This window comes from Streptomyces sp. NPDC003035 (assembly GCF_042888285.1).
GTDB lineage: Bacteria > Actinomycetota > Actinomycetes > Streptomycetales > Streptomycetaceae > Streptomyces.
Genome location: NZ_JBIAPJ010000004.1, coordinates 439,151 through 461,829 on the forward strand (window position 1 = coordinate 439,151; position 22,679 = coordinate 461,829).

General features: G+C 68.4%; 22 protein-coding genes and 1 tRNA gene. 9 read left to right on the plus strand and 14 right to left on the minus strand.

The features are described 5' to 3' along the window. Window positions 1–11: 11 nt before the first annotated feature. The 12 genes from ACFYV5_RS15215 to dnaA all read right to left on the minus strand — a co-directional run bounded on the left by ACFYV5_RS15215 (window position 12) and on the right by dnaA (window position 14,047). Window positions 12–587 (minus strand): VWA domain-containing protein, encoded by a 576-nt coding sequence (locus tag ACFYV5_RS15215; RefSeq protein WP_389168551.1) that lies wholly within the window; start codon window positions 585–587, stop codon window positions 12–14. Window positions 588–756: 169 nt separating this feature from the next. Next, window positions 757–891, minus strand: a complete 135-nt coding sequence (locus ACFYV5_RS15220) for a DLW-39 family protein (protein ID WP_003958712.1) — start codon at window positions 889–891, stop codon at window positions 757–759. Window positions 892–1,055: 164 nt separating this feature from the next. Further along, window positions 1,056–1,520 (minus strand): hypothetical protein, encoded by a 465-nt coding sequence (locus ACFYV5_RS15225; protein ID WP_389168553.1) that lies wholly within the window; start codon window positions 1,518–1,520, stop codon window positions 1,056–1,058. 69 nt (window positions 1,521–1,589) lie between these two features. Next, window positions 1,590–1,666, minus strand: a tRNA-Ile gene (locus tag ACFYV5_RS15230). 96 nt (window positions 1,667–1,762) lie between these two features. Then, a complete protein-coding gene (locus ACFYV5_RS15235; RefSeq protein WP_355110700.1) occupies window positions 1,763–2,359 on the minus strand; it encodes a DUF3566 domain-containing protein in 597 nt (198 codons plus the stop codon). A gap of 105 nt (window positions 2,360–2,464) precedes the next feature. Next, window positions 2,465–5,101: a DNA gyrase subunit A gene (gene gyrA / locus ACFYV5_RS15240; RefSeq protein ID WP_355110701.1), complete on the minus strand. Its 2,637-nt coding sequence runs from the start codon at window positions 5,099–5,101 to the stop codon at window positions 2,465–2,467. Between the two features lie 41 nt (window positions 5,102–5,142). Then, entirely contained in the window at window positions 5,143–7,209 is a 2,067-nt protein-coding gene (gyrB, locus tag ACFYV5_RS15245; protein ID WP_389168556.1) for a DNA topoisomerase (ATP-hydrolyzing) subunit B, read from the minus strand. Between the two features lie 316 nt (window positions 7,210–7,525). Then, entirely contained in the window at window positions 7,526–8,083 is a 558-nt protein-coding gene (locus tag ACFYV5_RS15250) for a DUF721 domain-containing protein (protein WP_389168558.1), read from the minus strand. Window positions 8,084–8,087: 4 nt separating this feature from the next. Then, entirely contained in the window at window positions 8,088–9,209 is a 1,122-nt protein-coding gene (gene recF / locus ACFYV5_RS15255) for a DNA replication/repair protein RecF (protein ID WP_355110704.1), read from the minus strand. A 55-nt stretch (window positions 9,210–9,264) separates the two neighbouring features. Beyond that, entirely contained in the window at window positions 9,265–10,143 is an 879-nt protein-coding gene (gene gnd, locus ACFYV5_RS15260) for a phosphogluconate dehydrogenase (NAD(+)-dependent, decarboxylating) (RefSeq protein WP_389168561.1), read from the minus strand. A gap of 109 nt (window positions 10,144–10,252) precedes the next feature. Beyond that, entirely contained in the window at window positions 10,253–11,383 is a 1,131-nt protein-coding gene (gene dnaN, locus ACFYV5_RS15265; protein ID WP_015034855.1) for a DNA polymerase III subunit beta, read from the minus strand. Between the two features lie 897 nt (window positions 11,384–12,280). Further along, window positions 12,281–14,047: a chromosomal replication initiator protein DnaA gene (gene dnaA / locus ACFYV5_RS15270; RefSeq protein WP_389168563.1), complete on the minus strand. Its 1,767-nt coding sequence runs from the start codon at window positions 14,045–14,047 to the stop codon at window positions 12,281–12,283. 381 nt (window positions 14,048–14,428) lie between these two features. On the opposite strand from dnaA, the gene rpmH reads away from it, so the two are divergent. The 9 genes from rpmH to ACFYV5_RS15315 all read left to right on the plus strand — a co-directional run bounded on the left by rpmH (window position 14,429) and on the right by ACFYV5_RS15315 (window position 21,218). Beyond that, window positions 14,429–14,566, plus strand: coding sequence for a 50S ribosomal protein L34 (gene rpmH / locus ACFYV5_RS15275; RefSeq protein WP_060891143.1), 138 nt, complete (start codon window positions 14,429–14,431; stop codon window positions 14,564–14,566). 20 nt (window positions 14,567–14,586) lie between these two features. Beyond that, window positions 14,587–14,958: a ribonuclease P protein component gene (gene rnpA, locus ACFYV5_RS15280; RefSeq protein WP_355110707.1), complete on the plus strand. Its 372-nt coding sequence runs from the start codon at window positions 14,587–14,589 to the stop codon at window positions 14,956–14,958. After that, the gene (gene yidD / locus ACFYV5_RS15285) at window positions 14,955–15,281 is read left to right on the plus strand and encodes a membrane protein insertion efficiency factor YidD (protein WP_137994568.1); all 327 of its coding nucleotides are present in this window, start codon (window positions 14,955–14,957) and stop codon (window positions 15,279–15,281) included. The genes rnpA and yidD overlap by 4 nt, the downstream gene beginning before the upstream one ends. Before the next feature lie 3 nt (window positions 15,282–15,284). Next, the gene (gene yidC, locus ACFYV5_RS15290) at window positions 15,285–16,604 is read left to right on the plus strand and encodes a membrane protein insertase YidC (protein ID WP_389168566.1); all 1,320 of its coding nucleotides are present in this window, start codon (window positions 15,285–15,287) and stop codon (window positions 16,602–16,604) included. Between the two features lie 13 nt (window positions 16,605–16,617). Beyond that, window positions 16,618–17,130 (plus strand): R3H domain-containing nucleic acid-binding protein, encoded by a 513-nt coding sequence (locus ACFYV5_RS15295; protein WP_355110709.1) that lies wholly within the window; start codon window positions 16,618–16,620, stop codon window positions 17,128–17,130. 115 nt (window positions 17,131–17,245) lie between these two features. Next, window positions 17,246–17,962 carry a 16S rRNA (guanine(527)-N(7))-methyltransferase RsmG gene (rsmG, locus tag ACFYV5_RS15300; RefSeq protein ID WP_355110710.1) on the plus strand — a complete coding sequence of 239 codons (717 nt, stop codon included), beginning with the start codon at window positions 17,246–17,248 and terminating at the stop codon, window positions 17,960–17,962. Window positions 17,963–18,250: 288 nt separating this feature from the next. Further along, complete coding sequence (locus tag ACFYV5_RS15305) at window positions 18,251–19,330, plus strand: ParA family protein (protein WP_355110711.1); 1,080 nt, start codon at window positions 18,251–18,253, stop codon at window positions 19,328–19,330. Beyond that, window positions 19,327–20,436: a ParB/RepB/Spo0J family partition protein gene (locus tag ACFYV5_RS15310; RefSeq protein ID WP_389168569.1), complete on the plus strand. Its 1,110-nt coding sequence runs from the start codon at window positions 19,327–19,329 to the stop codon at window positions 20,434–20,436. Before ACFYV5_RS15305 ends, ACFYV5_RS15310 begins: the two co-directional genes overlap by 4 nt. A gap of 164 nt (window positions 20,437–20,600) precedes the next feature. Next, window positions 20,601–21,218: a GNAT family N-acetyltransferase gene (locus ACFYV5_RS15315; RefSeq protein ID WP_355110713.1), complete on the plus strand. Its 618-nt coding sequence runs from the start codon at window positions 20,601–20,603 to the stop codon at window positions 21,216–21,218. 66 nt (window positions 21,219–21,284) lie between these two features. On the opposite strand, the gene trxA is transcribed toward ACFYV5_RS15315, so the two are convergent. Together trxA and trxB are read right to left on the minus strand one after the other, a co-directional pair. Then, window positions 21,285–21,620, minus strand: a complete 336-nt coding sequence (gene trxA / locus ACFYV5_RS15320) for a thioredoxin (protein ID WP_355110714.1) — start codon at window positions 21,618–21,620, stop codon at window positions 21,285–21,287. 45 nt (window positions 21,621–21,665) lie between these two features. Beyond that, window positions 21,666–22,640, minus strand: a complete 975-nt coding sequence (gene trxB, locus ACFYV5_RS15325; protein WP_389168572.1) for a thioredoxin-disulfide reductase — start codon at window positions 22,638–22,640, stop codon at window positions 21,666–21,668. Window positions 22,641–22,679 lie beyond the last annotated feature (39 nt).

The window sequence follows — 22,679 nt, forward strand, 5'->3', positions numbered from 1 at the left end:
CGTCCCCATGCTCAGCGCGGCGGGACGCCCCACGTACGTGGTCGAGGAGCCGAACTCGCCCGTTCCGACGCCGACCGGGTGCCGGGCGCCTCGCAGGGCGGGGGGCTGCCGCAGTTGTCCTCGCCGTCGGAGATCAGCAGGATCGTGCGCGTGCCGATGAGGCCGCCGGAGGGCTCGGGAAGGTCCTGGGCGGCCTTCTGGAGCGACAGCCCGATGGGGGTGTCTCCGGTGGGCTTCACCGCCGCGACGGCGGCCTTGAGCCCGGCCCGGTCCAGCGGGGCGACCGGCCGGACGAGGCGCGTGTCCGTGCATCCCTGGGGCCCGTCGGCACCGTAGACCCGCAGGCCGGTGGGGTGCCCGTCGGGCAGGCCGTCGACGACGGTGCCGACAGCGGCGCGGGCCGCCTCCATCTTCGTACGCCCCGAGCCGTCGTCGTCGCCCATGGAACCGGACGAGTCGAGCACCATCACCAGGCTGCCGCCGCCGGAGACCTCTCCCTCGGCCGCGGCCGCTCCCTGCGCCGGCGCGAGGAGCAGCGTCAGCAACGCCCCCACCGCCCAGCCCGCCGCTGTTCGTCGCACTCCCATGCCACCGCCCCCCTTGACCGCGATCACTCAACTTTGCTCTCGCAACTTAATCATTTGCGAGAGTGAACTCAAGAGGGGTGGTGTCGCGGTCCTGAAACAACGCCGCGAACAGGGTGAAGCCCCGGCCGCTCGATCGCGGCCGGGGCTTCACCCTCGGACAAGCTGCGTCTCAGACACCCGAACCTGCGGGCACGGAGTCGGTCGCCTCCGTCCACAGATCCTGCTCGGCGCGATCCGCCTGGATCTGGCGGTACACGAGGAGCCCGCCGATGGCGGCCAGTGCGACCAGGAGAAGCTTCTTCACCGCGCGACCTCGTCTTTCGTTGACGTAGGAGACTTCTGACGCCCACTCTACACACCGACCGATACCGATCGGTGACCTACCCGAGCAGCCGTTCCCCCGCTCAAACCAATCACCCCGGACGCTGCACCACCACCGGTCGGCGGCCCTGGGCCATGCGGGCGCGGTCAGCCGCCCGCCACCCGCTCGATTCTGAGGGGAGCCGCGGATTCGAGGTCGATGGTGTCGCCTTCCGCCTCCGCATGAGGATGGCGCGGGTGATCGACCGGCACCACGATCACCATGGTGTGGGGCCTGGGCAGCCACCCCACGTCGGCCGGCGGGTCGTAGTGACCGATGTCGATGACGCGTACGCGGGTTTCGGGAATGCCCACCGTGCAGAAGTCGCCGGCCTGGAGGTGCCGGGGATCGGGGACGGTGCGAAAGAGCCCGCTCCACTCATGAAGACGCTCAGTGCGCGGAATCGCCCTGTGGCCGTTCCATCGATACGCGGACTCCGGATCGATCTCTGCCCATGGCCACGCGACAGTGATGTCGAACGGCGTCGCATGAACGACTCGTGTCGGCGTCGGCGGGCAGCTGACCAGCAGAACGTCACCCACTGCGAACTGTCGACGGGCGTCCTCGCCCATGGCAGCTCCTTCGATGTCCGCCGGATACGTCAAAGACCCCCAACCATGATCGGTTGGGGGTCTTCGTGCTGGTGGGGCTAACAGGATTTGAACCTGTGGCCTCATCCTTATCAGGGATGCGCTCTAACCAACTGAGCTATAGCCCCGCCGCGCTTCTGCGGGATGTCCCGCGCGCTGACTCCTGAAGATTAGCGCACGTGGGGGCCAGTCCCAAAATCGGTTCCTCAAGGCCCCCACGCAGCTCATTCGTCCTCCGCCAGCGTGAGCTCCACACCGCCCACGAAACCGGCCGACAGGTTGTAGATGAACGCCCCGAGGGTCGCCAGCGCGGTCATCAGGACCACGTCGATCACGGCGATCACCGAGGTGAACATGAGCACCCGCGGCAGCGAGAGGAACGACTGGAGATCGAAGCCGTTGGACTCGTTCGAGCCCGTCGCCTCGCTGATCGTGCCGCCGACGGTCGAGAAGACGCCCATGGCGTCCATGACCATCCACAGCACCGCCGCAGCCACGACCGTGCAGATGCCCAGCGCGATGGAGAGCAGGAAGCTGACCTTCATCACCGACCACGGATCGGCCTTGGCCACCCGCAGCCGCGCCTTGCGCGTACGGGGCGTGGTGCGGGCCCCGGTACGCGGGCGGCGCACGGCGCCCGTGTTCTGACCGGCAGGGCCGGCCGCGCCGGCTCCACCGCCCGCCCCGGCGGCCGGCGCCTGAGCGCCGTACGCCTGTGGCGGGTGGTACGGCCCGCTCGGCTGCTGCGCTCCCGCGCGTTCGCCGGGCAGCGGCCCGTTGTACGTCTCGTACGAGGGCTTGGGCCCTCGGGTGTCCGTCACCGCAACCCCCTGGGAGTCCGTGGCGGAACCACGGGCACCGTTCGCTCCAGCACCAGCAGAAGCTCCGGCAGCCGCCGATCCGGCGCCCGTGGCTCCACTCACGCTCTACTCCTCGTGCTCCCCGGCCGAGGGCTGCATGCCCTCGGCTGTTGCCTCGGCCGCGGTCGCGACCTCGACGCCTTCCTCGACATCGGCCGCGCCGTCGACGTACTCGGCACCTTCGACCTCTTCGGCCTCGCTGCCCGCCTCGGCGTTCCGTGCGATGCCGACGACGGCATCACGCTTACCCAGGTTGATCAGCTGGACGCCCATGGTGTCACGGCCGGTCTCCCTGACTTCGTTGACTCGCGTACGAATCACACCGCCGGACAGCGTGATGGCGAGGATCTCGTCCGTCTCCTCGACCACCAGCGCGCCCACGAGCGAGCCGCGGTCCTCCACGATCTTGGCGGCCTTGATACCGAGGCCACCGCGACCCTGGACGCGGTACTCGTCGACGTTGGTCCGCTTCGCGTACCCACCGTCGGTGGCGGTGAAGACGAACGTACCGGGCCGGACGACATTCATCGAGAGCAGCTCGTCGCCCTCGCGGAAACTCATCCCCTTGACGCCGGACGTCGCTCGTCCCATCGGACGCAGCGCGTCGTCCGTCGCGGTGAACCGGATCGACTGCGCCTTCTTGCTGATGAGCAGCAGATCGTCCTCCGCCGACACCAGCTCCGCGCCGATCAGCTCGTCGTCGCTGCCATCCTCCGTCTCCCGGAGGTTGATCGCGATGACACCACCGGAACGCGGCGAGTCGTAGTCCTTCAGCGCGGTCTTCTTCACCAGACCGCCCTTGGTGGCGAGCACCAGGTACGGCGCGGCCTCGTAGTCGCGGATCGCCAGGATCTCGGCGATCTGCTCGTCCGGCTGGAAGGCCAGCAGGTTGGCGACGTGCTGGCCGCGCGCGTCCCGGCCGGCGTCCGGAAGCTCGTACGCCTTGGCCCGGTAGACCCGGCCCTTGTTCGTGAAGAAGAGCAACCAGTGGTGGGTGGTGGACACGAAGAAGTGGTCGACGATGTCGTCCTGCTTCAGCTTCGTGCCGCGCACGCCCTTGCCGCCGCGCTTCTGCGAGCGGTAGTCCTCGGTCTTCGTCCGCTTCACATAGCCGCCACGCGTGATGGTGACGACGATGTCCTCCTCGGCGATCAGGTCCTCGATGGACATGTCACCGTCGAAGGGAACCAGCTTGGAGCGGCGGTCGTCGCCGAACTTCTCGACGATCAGCGCCAGCTCCTCGCTGACGATGGCGCGCTGGCGCTGCTCGGAGGCGAGGATCGCGTTGTACTCGTTGATCTTCGCCTGCAGCTCGTCGTGCTCGGCGACGATCTTCTGGCGCTCCAGGGCGGCGAGCCGGCGCAGCTGCATCTCGAGGATGGCGTTGGCCTGGATCTCGTCGATCTCCAGCAGGCCCATCAGGCCCTCGCGCGCGACGTCCACGGTCTGGCTGCGCCGGATGAGGGCGATGACCTCGTCGATCGCGTCCAGCGCCTTGAGCAGACCGCGCAGGATGTGCGCGCGCTCCTCGGCCTTGCGCAGCCGGAAGCGGGTCCGGCGGACGATGACCTCGATCTGGTGCGTCACCCAGTGACGGATGAACGCGTCGAGCGAGAGCGTGCGCGGCACACCGTCGACGAGCGCCAGCATGTTCGCGCCGAAGTTCGTCTGCAGGTCGGTGTGCTTGTAAAGGTTGTTGAGCACGACCTTGGCGACGGCGTCGCGCTTGAGCACGATGACGAGGCGCTGGCCGGTACGGGACGAGGTCTCGTCGCGGACGTCGGCGATGCCGCCGATCTTGCCGTCCTTGACCAGGTCGGCGATCTTCTGCGCGAGGTTGTCGGGGTTCACCTGGTACGGAAGCTCCGTGACCACCAGGCACTGGCGGTTCTGGATCTCCTCGACCTCGACGACCGCGCGCATCGTGATCGAGCCACGGCCGGTGCGGTACGCCTCCTCGATGCCCTTGCGGCCCACGACCAGCGCGCCGGAGGGGAAGTCCGGGCCCTTGATCCGCTCGATGAGCGCGTCGAGCAGCTCCTCGTGGGTGGCCTCCGGGTGCTCCAGCGCCCACTGGGCACCGGCGGCGACCTCGCGCAGGTTGTGCGGCGGGATGTTGGTGGCCATACCGACCGCGATACCCGCCGAGCCGTTGACCAGCAGGTTCGGGAAGCGCGCCGGCAGGACCGTCGGCTCCTGGTTACGGCCGTCGTAGTTGTCCTGGAAGTCGACGGTCTCCTCGTCGATGTCCCGGAGCATCTCCATCGACAGCGGCATGAGCTTGCACTCGGTGTACCGCATGGCGGCCGCGGGGTCGTTGCCCGGGGAGCCGAAGTTGCCGTTGGAGTCCACCAGCGGCAGACGCATCGACCACGGCTGGGCCAGCCGGACCAGGGCGTCGTAGATCGAGGAGTCGCCGTGCGGGTGGTACGTACCCATGACGTCACCGACGACACGGGCGCACTTGTAGAAGCCCTTCTCGGGCCGGTAGCCGCCGTCGTACATCGCGTACAGCACGCGGCGGTGGACGGGCTTGAGACCGTCCCGTACGTCCGGCAGCGCACGCGACACGATGACGGACATCGCGTAGTCGAGATACGAACGCTGCATCTCGGTCTCGAGCCCCACGGGCTCCACACGCATGCCCACGCCCGGAACCGTCGGCTCCTCTTCGGGCATCACAGTGGTGTTCTCGTCGGCCATTGCTGGTCTTCAGTCCTTTCGTACGGTCAGCTGAGGCCGACTCAGATGTCGAGGAAGCGAACGTCCTTGGCGTTGCGCTGGATGAACGAGCGCCGTGCCTCGACGTCCTCACCCATCAGCACCGAGAACAGATCGTCGGCCTGCGCCGCGTCGTCGAGGGTGACCTGGCCGAGCACGCGGTGGTCCTGGTCCATGGTGGTGATGCGCAGCTCCTCGGCGTTCATCTCACCGAGACCCTTGAAGCGCTGGATCGAGTCCTCGCGGATCCGCTTGCCGTTCTGCTTGCCCAGCTCGACGAGCGCGTCGCGCTCGCGGTCCGAGTACGCGTACTCGAAGTCGTCCCGGCCCCACTTGATCTTGTAGAGCGGCGGGCGCGAGAGGTAGACGTGACCGGCCTCGACCAGCGGACGCATGAAGCGGAAGAGGAAGGTCAGCAGCAGGGTGTTGATGTGCTGGCCGTCGACGTCGGCGTCCGCCATCAGGATGATCTTGTGATAGCGGAGCTTCTCGATGTCGAAGTCCTCGTGGACTCCGGTGCCGAAGGCCGAGATCAGCGCCTGGACCTCGGTGTTCTGCAGGATCTTGTCGATCCGGGCCTTCTCGACGTTCAGGATCTTGCCGCGGATCGGCAGGATGGCCTGGTACATCGGGTTACGGCCGGACTTGGCCGAGCCGCCGGCGGAGTCGCCCTCGACGATGAAGATCTCGCACTTGGAGGGGTCGTTCGACTGGCAGTCGGACAGCTTGCCCGGCAGCGAGGCGCTCTCCAGCAGGCCCTTGCGACGGGTCAGGTCGCGGGCCTTGCGGGCCGCCACGCGCGCGGTGGCCGCCTGGATCGACTTACGGATGATGTCCGTGGCCTCGTTCGGGTTCCGGTCGAACCAGTCGTTGAGGTGCTCGTGCACGACCTTCTGCACGAAGGTCTTCGCCTCCGTGTTGCCCAGCTTGGTCTTGGTCTGGCCCTCGAACTGCGGCTCGCCCAGCTTGACGGAGATGATCGCCGTCAGACCCTCGCGGATGTCCTCACCGGTGAGGTTGTCGTCCTTCTCGCGCAGCAGCTTCTTGTCGCGCGCGTACCGGTTGACCAGACCCGTCAGAGCGGCGCGGAAGCCCTCTTCGTGCGTACCGCCCTCGTGGGTGTGGATCGTGTTGGCGAAGGAGTAGACACCCTCGGTGTACTGGGAGTTCCACTGCATCGCGATCTCGACCGAGAGCATCCGCTCCTTGTCCTCGGCCTCGACGTCGATGACGGTGGGGTGGATCAGCTCACCCTTGCGGGAGTTGAGGTACTTCACGAAGTCGACGATGCCGCCTTCGTAGTGGTACTTCACCGTCCTCGCCGGCTGCTCCTCCGCCGCCTCGGCGTCGGGGTCGTCGGCGCCCACGGTCGCCTTGGCGGACTCGCGCTCGTCGGTGAGGGAGATGGTCAGGCCCTTGTTGAGGAAGGCCATCTCCTGGAAGCGCCGCGAGAGCGTCTCGAAGGAGTACTCGGTGGTCTCGAAGATGTCCGGGTCGGACCAGAAGGTGACCGACGTGCCGGTCTCCTCGGTCGCCTCGTGCTGGGCGAGCGGGGCCGTCGGGACGCCCATCTTGTAGTCCTGTGTCCAGCGGTGGCCGTCGGTCTTCACCTCGACGGCGACCTTCGTGGACAGGGCGTTCACGACGGAGACGCCGACGCCGTGCAGACCGCCGGAGACCGCGTAGCCGCCGCCACCGAACTTGCCGCCCGCGTGCAGCACGGTCAGCACGACCTCGAGGGCCGGCTTGCCCTCGGACGGGACGATGCCCACCGGGATGCCTCGGCCGTTGTCGACGACGCGGACGCCGCCGTCGGCGAGGATCGTGACCTCGATCGTGTCCGCGTGACCGGCCAGGGCCTCGTCGACCGAGTTGTCGACGACCTCCTGCACCATGTGGTGCAGGCCACGCTCACCGGTCGATCCGATGTACATGCCGGGTCGCTTGCGGACCGCGTCAAGACCCTCGAGGACGGTGATCGCGCTGGCGTCGTAGGACGCAGCGTTGGCGGACTGGGTGTTCTCGTTGGGGTTGCCGGAATCGGCCACGAAGCGCCCTTTCTGGCACAGCACAGGCCGTTCTCCGGGCATACCGGAGCGGCTGCGTCGTTCGACATGTTCCGCAGGGTGGCGGGATTGTCTTCCAGTCTACCGGTAGCGCTGACACTCATGGGGGTTTGCCGGTACCTGAGTCCGCATGTGCCGCCCTGAGCGGGAGCGAGACGACTCCCCATATCCAGGGAGGGGCTCCAAAGGGTTCTGACGGCCACCCAGCGCTTCGGGCTGTGACGCCCCGCTGTGGGTGGGTAGGCACAGCGGAACGGCGCTCCGCGAGCGCGCTCCGCACCAGTACCCGGCCTCCACCACGCGGGCCCGCGCGCTGTGACGAACGCCCCCGCCCGGCGCTCTATCCGTACGTGTCTCCGGGTCCGACGGACCCCGGCGCCCTGAGCGGCCCGTACCCCCGCCGAAGCCCGGCCGACGGCCCCAGCACCTTGATCACCCGTACCGTCCCGTGCCCGAGATCCTCGTTCAGCCGCGCCACCAGCCTCGGCGCGAGAAGACGCAGCTGCGTGGCCCACGCAGTCGAGTCGCACTGCACGGTGAGCACCCGCTCCTCCGGCGCCTCGTCGTACTTCAGCGGTACGCAGTGTTTCGCCAGGTCCTCGCCCACGATCTGCGGCCAGCGCCCCATGACCCCGCCGACCGCCGCCGGCGTCTCCCAGCCGCGCTCGGTGATGAGCCGGTTGATCGCGGCACCGAGCCCGACCGGGTCCCGCCCGTCGGCGTGCGCGCCCGAGCGCAGCCCACCGCCCCGCCGGGCCTGCTTCTTCTGCTGGGCCGCGGCGCCCCGCGCCCTCGCCTGCTCCTTGGCGGCCCGCAGCGCGACCCGCGCGAGATCCACCCCGGACACCTCGGGCGCCTTGGGGGCAGGGGCGGCCTGGGGACTCTCGTTCTCGCTCACGACCTCACAGCCTTTCCACCGAGCCCCCCGCGACCGCGTACCGGGCCCCCGCGAGGACCCCCGGCACGTCGTCGTCCACCGCCGCCGTCACCAGCACCTGCTCGCCCGGCGCCACCAGCTCCGCGAGCCGCTCCCGCCGCCGCGCGTCCAGCTCGGCGAAGACGTCGTCGAGGACCAGCACGGGCTCGTTCCCCTCCGCCCGCAGCAGGTCGTACGAGGCCAGCCGCAGCGCCAGCGCGTACGACCAGGACTCCCCGTGACTCGCGTAGCCCTTCGCCGGCAGCTCACCGAGCTTGAGCAGCAGCTCGTCCCGGTGCGGCCCGACCAGCGTCACGCCCCGCTCGATCTCCTGCTTGCGCACCTCCGCGAGCGCGGCGATCAGCTGCTCGTACAGCTCCTCGCGCGTGTGCCCCGGGCCCGGCGCCGACGGCCGGTACTCCAGCAGAATCGGTCCGCCTCCCGGCGCCAGCTGCTCGTACGCCTTGTCGGCCAGCGGCTGCAGTACGGCGATCAGATCCAGCCGCTGCGCCAACAGCTCGGCGCCCGCCCGGGCCAGGTGCTGGTCCCACACGTCCAGCGTCGACAGGTCCATGCCACGACCGCCGTGCCGCCTGGCCATGGCGGCGGACTTCAGCAGGGTGTTGCGCTGCTTGAGCACCCGCTCGTAGTCGGAGCGGACGCCGGCCATGCGCGGCGAGCGCGCCGTGATCAGCTCGTCGAGGAAGCGCCGGCGCTCCCCGGGATCGCCCTTGACCAGGGCCAGATCCTCCGGCGCGAACAGCACGGTCCGTACGATCCCCAGCACGTCACGCGGTTTGACCTGGGAGGACCTGTTGATACGGGCGCGATTGGCGCGGCCCGGGTTGAGTTCGAGCTCGACGAGCTGCGAGCGCTCGCCCTGGGTGACGGCGGCGCGGATGACCGCCCGGTCCGCCCCCATCCGCACGAGCGGGGCGTCCGAGGCGACGCGGTGACTGCCGAGGGTGGCCAGATAGCCGACGGCCTCGACGAGGTTGGTCTTGCCCTGGCCGTTCGCGCCCACGAAAGCCGTGACGCCCGGATCGAGCGGGACCTCGACCCGGGCGTAGGAGCGAAAGTCGGCCAGCGACAGATGCGTGACATGCATGGTGTGCGCCGACCTTCCCCCGGCCGCTGTGCACCGGGAGTGCACAGCCTGTGGATTACTTCTTGGACTCGACCGCGTGGCCACCGAACTGGTTGCGCAGCGCGGCGATCATCTTCATCTGCGGGGAGTCGTCCTGACGGGACGCGAACCGCGCGAAGAGCGACGCGGTGATCGCGGGCAGCGGCACCGCGTTGTCGATCGCGGCCTCCACCGTCCAGCGGCCCTCGCCGGAGTCCTGCGCGAAGCCGCGGAGCTTCTCCAGGTGCTCGTCCTCGTCCAGGGCGTTGACCGCCAGGTCCAGCAGCCAGGAACGGATGACCGTGCCCTCCTGCCAGGAGCGGAAGACCTCACGCACGTCGGTGACGGAGTCGACCTTCTCCAGGAGCTCCCAGCCCTCGGCGTACGCCTGCATCATCGCGTACTCGATGCCGTTGTGGACCATCTTCGCGAAGTGGCCGGCGCCGACCTTGCCCGCGTGGACCGAGCCGAACTCACCCTCGGGCTTGAGGGCGTCGAAGATCGGCTGGACCCGCGCCACGTTCTCGGCGTCGCCGCCGTACATCAGCGCATAGCCGTTCTCCAGGCCCCAGACACCACCGGAGACGCCGCAGTCGACGAAGCCGATGCCCTTGGCGGCGAGCTCCTCGGCGTGCTTCTCGTCATCGGTCCAGCGGGAGTTCCCGCCGTCCACGACGATGTCGCCGGGAGAGAGCAGGTCCGCCAGCTCGTCGACGGTGGACTGGGTCGCGGCGCCCGCCGGGACCATGACCCACACGACGCGCGGACCCTTGAGCTTGCCCACAAGCTCTTCGAGGCTGTGGACATCGGCGAGGTCCGGGTTGCGGTCGTATCCGATGACGGTGTGGCCTGCGCGGCGGATGCGCTCACGCATGTTGCCGCCCATCTTGCCGAGACCGACGAGACCGAGCTCCATCAGAGATTCCTTAAGCGTCGTGTGCGGTTTACCCGGGTCCGAGCCTACGCCCGGACCCGGGTGCACACCTGTGGGGTCAGCCGCTCAGTCGACGCCTGCCCGAGGGCCGTCAGCCGCTGAGGCGCACCGGCATGATCAGGTACTTGTACGCCTCGTCCGCCTCGGCGTCCAGAGCCGGCTTTCCGCTCAGCAGCGCGGGCTTGGTGGACGTGGTGAACGAGAGCTGGGCGACCGGGGAGTCGATCGCGCTCAGGCCGTCCAGCAGGAACGTCGGGTTGAAGGCGATCGAGATGTCGTCGCCCTCCAGCTGCGCGTCCACACGCTCCACAGCCTGTGCGTCGTCGCTGGAGCCGGCCTCCAGGATCAGCACGCCCTGCTCGAAGCTGAGCCGGACCGGGGTGTTGCGCTCGGCCACCAGGGCCACACGCTTGACGGCCTCGACGAACGGGGCGGTCTCGATCACCGCGACCGAGTTGAACTCGGTCGGGAAGAGCGTGCGGTACTTCGGCAGGTCGCCTTCGAGCAGCCGCGTGGTGGTGCGGCGGCCCGCGCCCTCGAAGCCGATCAGGCCCTCGCCCTTGCCTGAGCCGGAGAGCGCCAGGGTGACCGTGTCACCGCTGGTCAGCGCCTTGGCGGTGTCCAGGAGGGTCTTGGCGGGCACCAGGGCGACGGCGGAGGCGTCCGGGGACTCCGGCTTCCACAGGAACTCGCGGACCGCGAAGCGGTAGCGGTCGGTGGAGGCCAGGGTGACCGTGTCGCCCTCGATCTCGATGCGCACACCGGTGAGGACGGGCAGCGTGTCGTCGCGGCCGGCGGCGATGGCCACCTGGGCGGCGGCGGAGGCGAAGACCTCACCGGGGACCGTGCCGGTCGCGGTGGGCATCTCCGGCAGCGCCGGGTACTCCTCCACAGGCAGGGTGTGGAGGGTGAAGCGGGAGGAGCCGCAGACCACGGTCGCCCGTACACCGTCTGTGGAGATCTCCACCGGACGGTTGGGCAGGGCGCGGCAGATGTCGGCGAGCAGACGGCCGGAGACCAGGACGGTGCCGTCCTCCTCGACCTCCGCCTCGACGGAGACGCGGGCCGAGACCTCGTAGTCGAAGCTCGAGAAGCTCAGCGCGCCGTCCTCGGCCTTCAGCAGAAGGCCCGCGAGTACGGGCGCCGGCGGACGGGCCGGGAGGCTGCGGGCCACCCAGGCCACCGCCTCCGCGAGTACATCGCGCTCCACCCGGATCTTCACCGGAACCGCCTCCTGCTGTTGCTGGCTCTACGTCGACTGCGGGAACCAGTCTGACGTACGCCACCGACACTCGGTGCGGCTCGGGGTCAAGTCGCGACAAGAGGCCGCCGAGGCTCCGGCGCCGAGTTGTGCACAGGCCCCACTTCGAAGCGGATTCCGGGCTAACTCTAGGTGGGAGTAGTAGTAGGGCCTGTGGAAACCGTGGATAACCCCGTATGCGCAGGTCAACGCCGGTTTTTTGTCCACCGCCCCTGTGGGTGGACCCGGTGGACAACTCAGGGGTTCTGTGGACGCCCGAAAGTTCTGCACACCCGGTACACAGGCAGGGCCGAGTTCTCCCCAGTGCTGTCCCCAGCTTTACCCGTGTTCCCCACAGCCCAATCGTCTCCGTTGGTGTGACCGCTTTCACTCGACGCGGTGAGCTCGGGCGATTCGTTGCCGAACAGTGGACAGCGGTGTGGAGAAGCTGTGGGCAACTGACCGCCCCCTGTGGGTTGCCGGTGGACAACCGAGAGGCGGCCCTGTGGACGAAAGATTCGTCCACAGCCTGTGGATCAAGGTTGCCAACAAATCCACACCCACCTGACCTGGTGTGATGACCTCACAGACCGTGGGCCTGTGGACGCAGTCCGGATAACTCAGCAGTCCCACCCTGTGGACGGAAGATCATCCCTCAATCTGTGGAGAACTGGCCACCCGCTCGTCCTATTCGAACAGCGCTGTCCCGCCCGGGCGGCCCGGAAGCCGTGCACAGGGGTGTGGGAAGCCGCGTAGAGGGCGGGTGGAAGGCCGGCGCACAGGCGCCCGGGAACGAGAAGGGCGCCCCAGGAGGTGTCCCAGGGCGCCCTTTGAGGGTGCGCGGCGGCTCGGGGCGGCTCTCGGCGCTCCCCCTCGGTCTCAGCCGTTCTTGATGCGGTTGGTCAGCTCGGTGACCTGGTTGTAGATCGAGCGCCGCTCGGCCATGAGCGCGCGGATCTTCCGGTCCGCGTGCATCACGGTCGTGTGGTCGCGACCACCGAACTGCGCACCGATCTTCGGCAGCGACAGGTCGGTGAGCTCCCGGCACAGGTACATGGCGATCTGGCGGGCGGTCACCAGGACCCGGCTCCGCGAGGACCCGCAGAGGTCCTCGACGGTCAGCCCGAAGTAGTCCGCCGTCGCGGCCATGATCGCCGGCGCTGTGATCTCGGGCGCCGAGTCCTCGCCGCCCGGGATCAGGTCCTTGAGGACGATCTCGGTGAGCCCGAGGTCCACCGGCTGCCGGTTGAGGCTCGCGAACGCGGTCACGCGGATCAGCGCGCCCTCCAGCTCGCGGATGTTCCGCGAGATCCGGGAGGCGATGAACTCGAGCACCTCCGGCGGGGCGTTGAGCTGCTCCTGGACCGCCTTCTTACGGAGGATCGCGATGCGCGTCTCCAGCTCGGGCGGCTGCACATCGGTGGTCAGGCCCCACTCGAAGCGGTTGCGGAGCCGGTCCTCCAGGGTCACCAGCTGCCGGGGCGGCCGGTCCGAGGAGAGCACGATCTGCTTGTTCGCGTTGTGGAGCGTGTTGAAGGTGTGGAAGAACTCCTCCTGCGTCGACTCCTTGCTCGCGAGGAACTGGATGTCGTCGACGAGCAGGATGTCCACATCCCGGTAGCGCTTGCGGAAGGCGTCGCCCTTGCCGTCGCGGATCGAGTTGATGAACTCGTTGGTGAACTCCTCCGAGCTCACGTACCGCACCCGGGTCCCCGGGTAGAGGCTCCGCGCGTAATGCCCGATGGCGTGCAGCAGGTGGGTCTTGCCGAGGCCCGACTCCCCGTAGATGAAGAGAGGGTTGTACGCCTTCGCCGGCGCCTCGGCCACCGCGACGGCGGCCGCGTGCGCGAACCGGTTCGAGGAACCGATGACGAAGGTGTCGAAGAGGTACCGGGGGTTCAGCCGCGCGTGCTGCTCGCCGGGGGCACCGGAGGTGGACCCCTGCCCGGAGGAGCCGCCGCCCATGGGGCCCGAGGCCGGACCGCCCGGGCGGGGACCCGGTCCGGCGCCCGGACGCGGTCCGTCGGGCAGATCGGCCCGGTCCGGCCGCTGCGGGTGGTCGTAGGCGGACGGCCGCTCGTCGTACCGCGGCTGCTGGGACTGCTGCGACCTCGGGCCTGCGTACGGGTCGCGCTCCTGGAACGAACCGAGCCGCGGCTGCTGCCAGGAGAGGTCCTCCTGGGTACGCGGCCACGAGCCCGGGTCGGGCCGCTGCTGCTGGTAGTCCGGGTACGCGGGGCGGGCGGTGGGCAGGCCGTCGTCGGGCATGGGCCGGTGGCCGTAGCCGTCGTACTTGTCGTACGGCTCCGAGGGCGGCCGCTCGTCGTACCGCGGCTGCTGCTGGGTCGGGGGCGCGAGGGGGCTCGGTTCGCCGACCGAGTCGTCGACGGTGATCGCGATCCGGATGGGGCGGCCGCACTCGCGGCTCAGGGTCTCGCTGATCAGTGGCGCGAGGCGGCCTTCGAGGACGCGCTTGCCCCATTCGTTGGGGACGGCGAGCAGTGCGGTGTCGGCCACCAGTGCGAGAGGCTGGCAGCGCTCGATCCACTGCTTGTCCTTGGGCTCGATGCCCTGCTGGCCTTCTCCGAGGAGTTGCTCCAGCACGCGTGGCCACACTGCGGCAAGATCGGCAGGTACGTCAGCCACAGGGCACGCTTTCTCGCAGGTCCCACGAAGGTGTGGTTCTCGGGACGGTTGGTCGAAGTCCGTCAGGACAGGTGAGGACAGAACGGAAAAAGATTGAGGAGTCCAGCCACGGTAGTCGCGGCGGCTGACCTCGTTCAAGTTGTTGTCCACAGCCTGTGCACAATGGACCCCGCTGATCGGTCGGTTTGACCGGATGGCGTAGCCGCGCGTACCGTAACCAGGTCGAGTTGTCGATGGCTGCTGCCGCCTGCCTCCGATGGGCAAAGATCACGGTCTGTGATCGTGAAGCGGTGCACTCGGGCGTATTGCGAGCTACTCGTGGGCGCACGGTGACAGCCAGGCGATGTCCCGCCATCTACGAATCATTTCTGGAGCCCCCGAGTGAGCAAGCGCACCTTCCAGCCGAACAACCGTCGTCGCGCCAAGACCCACGGCTTCCGCCTGCGGATGCGCACGCGCGCCGGTCGCGCCATCCTGGCGAACCGCCGTTCCAAGGGTCGCTCGAGCCTGTCCGCCTGATCGCTTAAACAGGTCATGACGTGCTGCCTACCGAGAATCGGCTGAGGCGGCGCGAGGACTTCGCAACCGCGGTACGCCGAGGTCGCCGGGCCGGTCGCCCGCTCCTCGTCGTCCACCTAAGCAGCGGTGCAACGGACCCGCACGCGCCTGGGGAGAGCGCTCCCCCGACGCGTGCGGGTTTCGTCGTGAGCAAGGCCGTGGGCGGCGCCGTCGTACGCAACCAGGTGAAGCGACGTCTGCGCCACCTCGTCCGCGAACGGCTGTCCGAGCTGCCCCCCGGTAGCCTGGTGGTCGTACGGGCATTGCCCGGAGCCGGCGACGCCGACCACGCACAGCTGGCCCGAGACCTGGACACCGCGCTTCAGCGGCTCCTGGGAGGGGGCACGCGATGAAGTACCCGCTGCTCGCTCTCATCAAGCTGTACCAGTGGACGATCAGCCCGCTTCTCGGGCCCGTCTGCCGGTACTACCCGTCGTGTTCCCACTACGGATTCACGGCCATCGACCGGCATGGCGCGATCAAGGGCACAGCCCTGACCGCCTGGCGCATTCTGCGGTGCAATCCGTGGTCGCCCGGCGGCGTGGACCACGTGCCTCCGCGCAAGCGTCCTCGCTGGCACGAACTGCTGCGGAACGCGCTGCGTGGCGACAAGGGCGGGTCCACCGCCGAGACGAGCCCGGCCGCAGAGACCTCGCCCAATGCTCAAGGAGCCTGATTAGTGGACACGATTGCCAATTTTTTCAGCTTCATCACCACACCTGTCTCATGGGTGATCGTCCAGTTCCACAAGCTGTACGGGGCGATCTTCGGCCCTGACACGGGCTGGGCCTGGGGCCTGTCGATCGTGTCCCTCGTGGTGCTGATCCGCATCTGTCTGATCCCGCTCTTCGTGAAGCAGATCAAGTCGACGCGGAACATGCAGGCGCTCCAGCCGAAGATGAAGGCGATCCAGGAGCGCTACAAGAGCGACAAGCAGCGTCAGTCCGAAGAGATGATGAAGCTGTACAAGGAGACGGGCACCAACCCGCTCTCCTCGTGCCTGCCCATCTTGGCGCAGTCGCCGTTCTTCTTCGCCCTGTACGCGGTGCTCTCGCACATCGCCGAGGGCAAGACGATCGGTGTCATCGATCAGCCGCTGCTGGAGAGCGCCCGCCAGGCGCACATCTTCGGCGCTCCGCTGGCCGCCACCTTCACCGACAGCGCCGCCGACGTCGCCGCTCTCGACGCCTCGCTGACCTCGGTCCGCATCGTCACCGCGATCATGATCATCATGATGTCGGCCTCGCAGTTCTACACGCAGCGCCAGCTGATGATGAAGAACGTCGACCTCTCGGTGAAGACGCCGTACATGCAGCAGCAGAAGATGCTCATGTACATCTTCCCGGTGATCTTCGCCGTCATGGGCATCAACTTCCCCGTCGGTGTGCTCGTCTACTGGCTGACCACGAACGTGTGGACCATGGGCCAGCAGATGTACGTGATCAGCCAGAACCCCACTCCGGGCAGCAAGGCCCAGGACGCCTACCTCCAGCGCCTGCTGAAGAGCGTCGGGTCGCACGGTGAGGTCCGCGGTCGTCGTCGGAAGAACATCGTGAAGGCCATCGTCGCCAAGGGCGCCGACCGCAACGAGAACGAGCGCCGCTTCTTCTCGGGCCTGGCCAAGGCCGGCTTCGCGCCCCAGGCCGACGGCACCGTGATCAAGAGCGACACCGTCACCGTCGAGGCCGAGGGCGGTGCCGCGGCCAGGCGCCAGCAGCCCAAGCGCCAGACCAAGGCGAAGCGTCAGGCCGCGGCCCAGCACTCCACGGCGAAGGGCGCCGAGGACGCGGAACCCGAGGCGTCCGACGAGAAGCCCACCACCTCGCTGGAGAAGAAGCCGCAGGGTGAGGCCAAGGGCGAGGCGAAGGACTCGGCGAAGGACTCGGCGCAGGGCGACAAGCCCGCGCGTCCGAGGGCCAACTCCGGGGGATCCCGTCAGGCCAAGTCCGGTCAGCGCAAGGGCCAGCAGCGCCCGAAGCACCCGTCGTCCAAGAAGTAGAAGGAGTCCATCCGTGTCGGAAGGCACCATCTCCGCCGCCGCCGAGGGTGGCGACACCCTGACCCGCCTGGAGCAGGAGGGCGAAATCGCGGCCGACTACCTCGAGGGCCTGCTCGACATCGCCGACCTCGACGGCGACATCGACATGGACGTCGAGGCGGACCGGGCCGCGGTCTCGATCGTCAGCGACTCGAGCAGCCGCGACCTGCAGAAGCTCGTGGGGCGCGACGGCGAGGTGCTGGAGGCGCTCCAGGAGCTGACCCGCCTGGCGGTGCACCGGGAGACCGGCGACCGCAGCCGGCTGATGCTCGACATCGCCGGGTTCCGCGCCAAGAAGCGCGAGGAGCTCGCCGAGATCGGCGCCAAGGCCGCGTCCGAGGTGAAGTCGACCGGTGCGCCGGTCAAGCTGGACCCGATGACCCCGTTCGAGCGCAAAGTCGTGCACGACGCGGTCGCCGCGGCCGGTCTGCGCAGCGAGTCCGAGGGCGAGGAGCCGCAGCGCTTCGTCGTCGTTCTCCCTGCCTGACCCCTCTCGCAGTGTCGGCCCCGTCTGCTCGCAGGCGGGGCCGATCTTGTCAGCCTGATAGTCAGCCACCACAGTGCGCTCGCACCTATGCGTGCGGTACGGAAGGACGGTTCCCGTGACGGAGGCAGCGGAGCTCCCCCCTGCGCCCGAACAGGCTCGGACGGTATTCGGTGAGTACTTCCCGGAGGCCGTCCGGTACGCGGAGCTCCTCGCGGACGCGGGCGTCAAGCGTGGGCTGATCGGCCCGCGTGAGGTTCCCCGGCTGTGGGAGAGGCACCTGCTGAACTGCGCGGTGCTCTCCGAGGTGGTGCCCGAGGGCGTCACCGTGTGCGACGTCGGTTCGGGTGCCGGCCTGCCTGGTATCCCGCTGGCCCTGGTACGGCCGGACCTGAAGATCACGCTCCTGGAGCCGCTGCTCCGCCGGACGAACTTCCTCCAGGAGGTCGTGGAGCTGCTCGGGCTCGACCATGTGACCGTGGTCCGCGGTCGTGCCGAGGAGGTGCTCGGTACCCTCTCGCCCGTGCACGTCGTCACCGCCCGCGCCGTGGCGCCGCTGGACCGGCTGGCCGGCTGGGGTGTCCCCCTGCTGCGTCCGTACGGAGAGATGCTGGCGCTCAAGGGCGACACGGCCGAGGAGGAGATCGATGGTGCCCGCGCCGCGCTCTCCAAGCTCGGTGTGGTGGCGACCTCCGTGCTCCAGGTCGGCGAGGGCATCGTGGACCCCCTGTCGACCGTCGTACGCGTGGAGGTCGGTGAGAGCCCGGGTGGTGTGAGGTTCGCCGCAAAGCGGGCCAAGGCCGCCCGCCCCAGCAGGACGCGGCGTCGCCGCTGAGCGTCAATGCGGCGCGAACGAGCCGTCAACGCGGCGCAACTGATCCGTACAAGCTGCCATACGTACGTATTTCGGAGTGTCGAGCGGTCCTGAGTGGGCGGCGCGTGCATCGTGTTTCACGTGAAACGTCGCTCACTGCTGCAGGGGATCATCAGCCGCGGCCGCGCGGCTGCCACGCCCCGGGACCGCAAACCCCTCGCGAAGCCACTCGCGAGGGGTACGGGATTGTCCACAGAGGTGGATTCATCCACAGAACCACGGGCCTCGCTGGTTCACGACCCCGAAAGCATGGCAGGCTCTGTTCATCGCGAGCCTGAAGCCGAGGAGAGTGAATCCTTGCGGTCCGACGCCAACATCGCGGGACCGATGACCGATCCGGTCCCCGGTCCCCGAACCGAATCGGTGGGGGAGGATGTTTCACGTGAAACACCGCCCCCCATGGACGACACCCCCATTGGTCGTGCTGCCCAGCTGGCAGTAGAGGCACTGGGGCGTGCCGGTGAGGGCCTCCCTCGGCCGGCCCAGACACGCGTGATGGTGGTCGCCAACCAGAAGGGCGGCGTGGGGAAGACGACCACGACCGTCAACCTTGCCGCCTCTTTGGCGCTGCACGGGGCCCGGGTCCTGGTCATCGACCTCGACCCCCAGGGCAATGCCTCGACGGCATTGGGCATCGACCACCACGCCGACGTTCCCTCGATCTATGACGTCCTGGTGGAGAGCAAGCCGCTCTCCGACGTGGTCCAGCCCGTCCAGGACGTCGAAGGTCTCTTCTGTGCCCCTGCCACGATTGATCTCGCCGGTGCGGAGATCGAGCTGGTGTCGCTGGTGGCGCGGGAGAGTCGACTGCAGCGGGCGATCCAGGCATATGAGCAGCCACTGGACTACATCCTGATCGACTGCCCGCCCTCGCTCGGACTGCTGACGGTCAACGCCCTGGTGGCGGGGGCCGAGGTGCTGATCCCGATCCAGTGCGAGTACTACGCGCTGGAGGGCCTGGGTCAGCTCCTGCGGAACGTGGACCTGGTGCGTGGGCACCTCAACCCCACGCTCCATGTCTCGACGATCCTGCTCACCATGTACGACGGCCGGACGAGGCTCGCCTCGCAGGTCGCCGACGAAGTGCGCAGCCACTTCGGTGAGGAGGTGCTGCGGACCAGCATTCCGAGGTCCGTGCGCATCTCGGAGGCGCCGAGCTACGGACAGACCGTCCTCACCTACGACCCGGGCTCCAGTGGTTCGCTGTCGTATCTCGAGGCGGCCCGTGAGATTGCGCTGCGGGGCGTCGGTATGCACTACGACCCCCAGCACGCCCATCATGTGGGCCACCAGAACAGCCAGCGAAACATGTCGGAGGGGATCCAGTGAGTGAGCGACGTAGGGGATTGGGGCGTGGGCTCGGTGCGCTGATCCCTGCTGCTCCCCAGGAGCGGCAGGCGCCGGCTGTCGGTGTGGGGGCGGGCTCCACTTCCCCCGGGGCCGTTCCCGCCCTGTCTTCGGAGCGAGGCGTGCCGGCCGCGAAGGTGGCGACCCTGCCGCAGAGCCCGCAGTCCCCGGACGCCGTGATGTCGATGGATCCGGTGCTCGAGGCTGCTCCGGTGGTGGAGCCGGAATCCCCCGCCGGGGCGCATTTCGCCGAGCTGCCGCTTGACTTCATCACGCCCAACCCGAAGCAGCCGCGTGAGGTCTTCGACGAGGACGCTCTGGCGGAGCTGATCACCTCCATCAAGGAGGTCGGTCTGCTGCAGCCGGTCGTCGTGCGGCAAGTGGGAGCCGAGCGCTACGAACTGATCATGGGTGAGCGTCGCTGGAGGGCGTGCCGTGAGGCCGGCCTGGAGCGGATCCCCGCGATCGTCCGGGCCACCGAGGACGAGAAGCTTCTCCTGGACGCGCTCCTGGAGAACCTCCACCGGGCGCAGCTGAACCCGCTGGAAGAGGCGGCCGCCTACGACCAGCTGCTCAAGGACTTCAACTGCACCCATGACCAGCTGGCCGACCGGATCGGGCGCTCGCGTCCGCAGGTCTCCAACACGCTGCGTCTGCTGCGGCTGTCGCCTCCGGTCCAGCGGCGGGTCGCGGCCGGTGTGCTGTCGGCCGGCCATGCCCGCGCCCTGCTCTCGGTGGACGATCCGGAGACGCAGGACAAGCTGGCGTATCGGATCGTGGCCGAGGGTCTCTCGGTGCGTGCCGTCGAAGAGATCGTGAACCTGATGGGCCCGGAGCCCACGTCCACGACCAAGCCGAAGGGGCCGAGGGCGGGGGCGCGTGTCTCCCCGGCCTTGTCCGATCTGGCTACGCGGCTCTCCGATCGCTTCGAGACCCGGGTGAAGGTCGACCTGGGCCAGAAGAAGGGAAAGATCGTCGTCGAGTTCGCCTCGATGGAGGATCTCGACCGGATTCTCTCGACTCTTGCTCCGGGCGAGGGGCGGGTCTTGGACCAGGGGAACTCCGAGCTGGGCGACGCCGAGAGCTGAGCTGTTCGACGTTTCCAGGGTTCCGAAGGGCGGGCCGTGTTCCGGCGAAAGCGGGAACACGGCCCGCCCTTTGCCTGCGCGCGGTATCGCCCTGATCGCCCCATCGATACGATTCTGTGAGGGCGTATCCGTACTGCGATGGCCGTGGGAAGCGAGGAACAGCCGTGGGGCGTCGGCTCGTACCGCTCACTCTGGACAACCTTCCGGACCTCCCCAAGCGGTGCCGCTCCTGTGTCTTCTGGGAGCTGGATCCCGTGAGTGGGGAAGCGGCGGTGAAAGCGGGCCGGCCGGAGCTGGAGAAGGAAGCATGGATCTCCGCAGTCCTGCTGGAGTGGGGCTCCTGCGGCCGGGTGGTCTATGTGGACGAGGTCCCGGTCGGTTTCGTGCTCTACGCACCCCCGGCCTATGTACCGCGCTCCATGGCCTTTCCCACGAGTCCGGTCTCCGCGGACGCGGTGCAGCTGATGACGGCCTGGATCATGCCCGGGTATCAGGGCCAGGGCCTCGGCCGGACGATGGTGCAGACGGTTGCCAAGGATCTGTTGCGGCGCGGCTTCAAGGCGATCGAGGCGTTCGGTGATGCTCGGTGGAAGGAGCCGGCCTGTGTCCTGCCGGCCGACCACCTCACGGCGGTGGGTTTCAAGACCGTACGCCCGCATCCCACCTCTCCTCGGCTGAGGCTGGAGCTTCGGACGACGCTGTCCTGGAAGGAAGACGTCGAGCTGGCACTGGACCGGCTCTTGGGCGCGGTCCAGAAGGAGCCCGCACTGCGGCCGCTCTGAAGAGACGACAACGGCCCGCCTCCCCGAGGGAGGCGGACCGTTCGTGTTTCACGTGAAACAGAGGGGTCAGACCGTGGTCTCGACGAAGTCCGCGAGGTCGCGAAGGATCGCGGCCTTCGGCTTGGCACCGACGATGGTCTTCACGACCTCGCCGCCCTGGTAGACGTTCAGCGTCGGGATGGACATGACGCCGTACTTGGCGGCCGTGCCCGGGTTCTGGTCGATGTTGAGCTTCACGATCTCGATCTCGCCGTGCTCGGCCGCGATCGCCTCCAGCGACGGGGCGATCTGGCGGCACGGCCCGCACCACTCGGCCCAGAAGTCCACGAGCACGGGCTTGTCGCTCTTGAGGACGACCTCGTCGAAGTCGGCGTCGGTCACGTTCTTCAGGGTGCCGGCCACGGCAACCTCCCTTAACTTTGCGGGGTGTGAGTGGTGGGGACGGGGTCAGACCGCGGGGGTCTTCTCCGGTTCGGCGAGCTTGTCGCTGTCGGCGAGGGCGGCGAGGAAGCGCTCGGCGTCGAGCGCGGAGGAGCAGCCCGTTCCGGCGGCGGTGATCGCCTGGCGGTAGGTGTGGTCGACGACGTCACCGGCTCCGAAGACACCGGAGAGGTTGGTCCGCGTCGACGGGGCGTCGACCTTGAGGTAACCCTCGTCGTCCAGCTCCAGCTGGCCCTTGAAGAGCTCCGTGCGCGGGTCGTGGCCCACGGCGATGAAGAGACCGGTCACCGGCAGCTCGCTGGTCTCACCGGTCTTGGTGTTCCGCAGCGTCAGACCGGAGAGCTTCTGGTCACCGTGGATCTCGGCGACCTCGCTGTCCCAGGCGAACGTGATCTTCGGGTCGGCGAAGGCGCGCTCCTGCATCGCCTTGGAGGCGCGCAGGGTGTCGCGGCGGTGGACGATGGTGACGGACTTGGCGAAGCGGGAGAGGAAGGTGGCCTCCTCCATCGCGGTGTCGCCGCCGCCGACGACGGCGATGTCCTGGTCCTTGAAGAAGAACCCGTCGCAGGTGGCGCACCAGGAGACGCCGCGTCCGGAGAGCTCGTCCTCCTTGGGCAGTCCGAGCTTGCGGTGCTGGGAGCCGGTCGTGACGATGACGGCCTTCGCGCGGTGCACGGTGCCGGCGGTGTCGGTGACGGTCTTGATCTCGCCGGTCAGGTCGACGGCGACGACATCGTCGGGCACCAGCTCGGCGCCGAAGCGCTCGGCCTGGGCGCGCATGTTGTCCATCAGGTCCGGACCCATGATGCCGTCACGGAAGCCGGGGAAGTTCTCCACGTCGGTCGTGTTCATCAGGGCGCCACCAGCGGTGACAGCTCCTTCGAAGACCAGCGGCTTCAGCGACGCACGCGCTGTGTAGAGCGCAGCGGTGTAACCCGCGGGCCCGGAGCCGATGATGATCACGTTACGGACGTCGCTCACGGGTTTCTTCCTCGTCTCTGCAGACTGCCTACTGCCTAC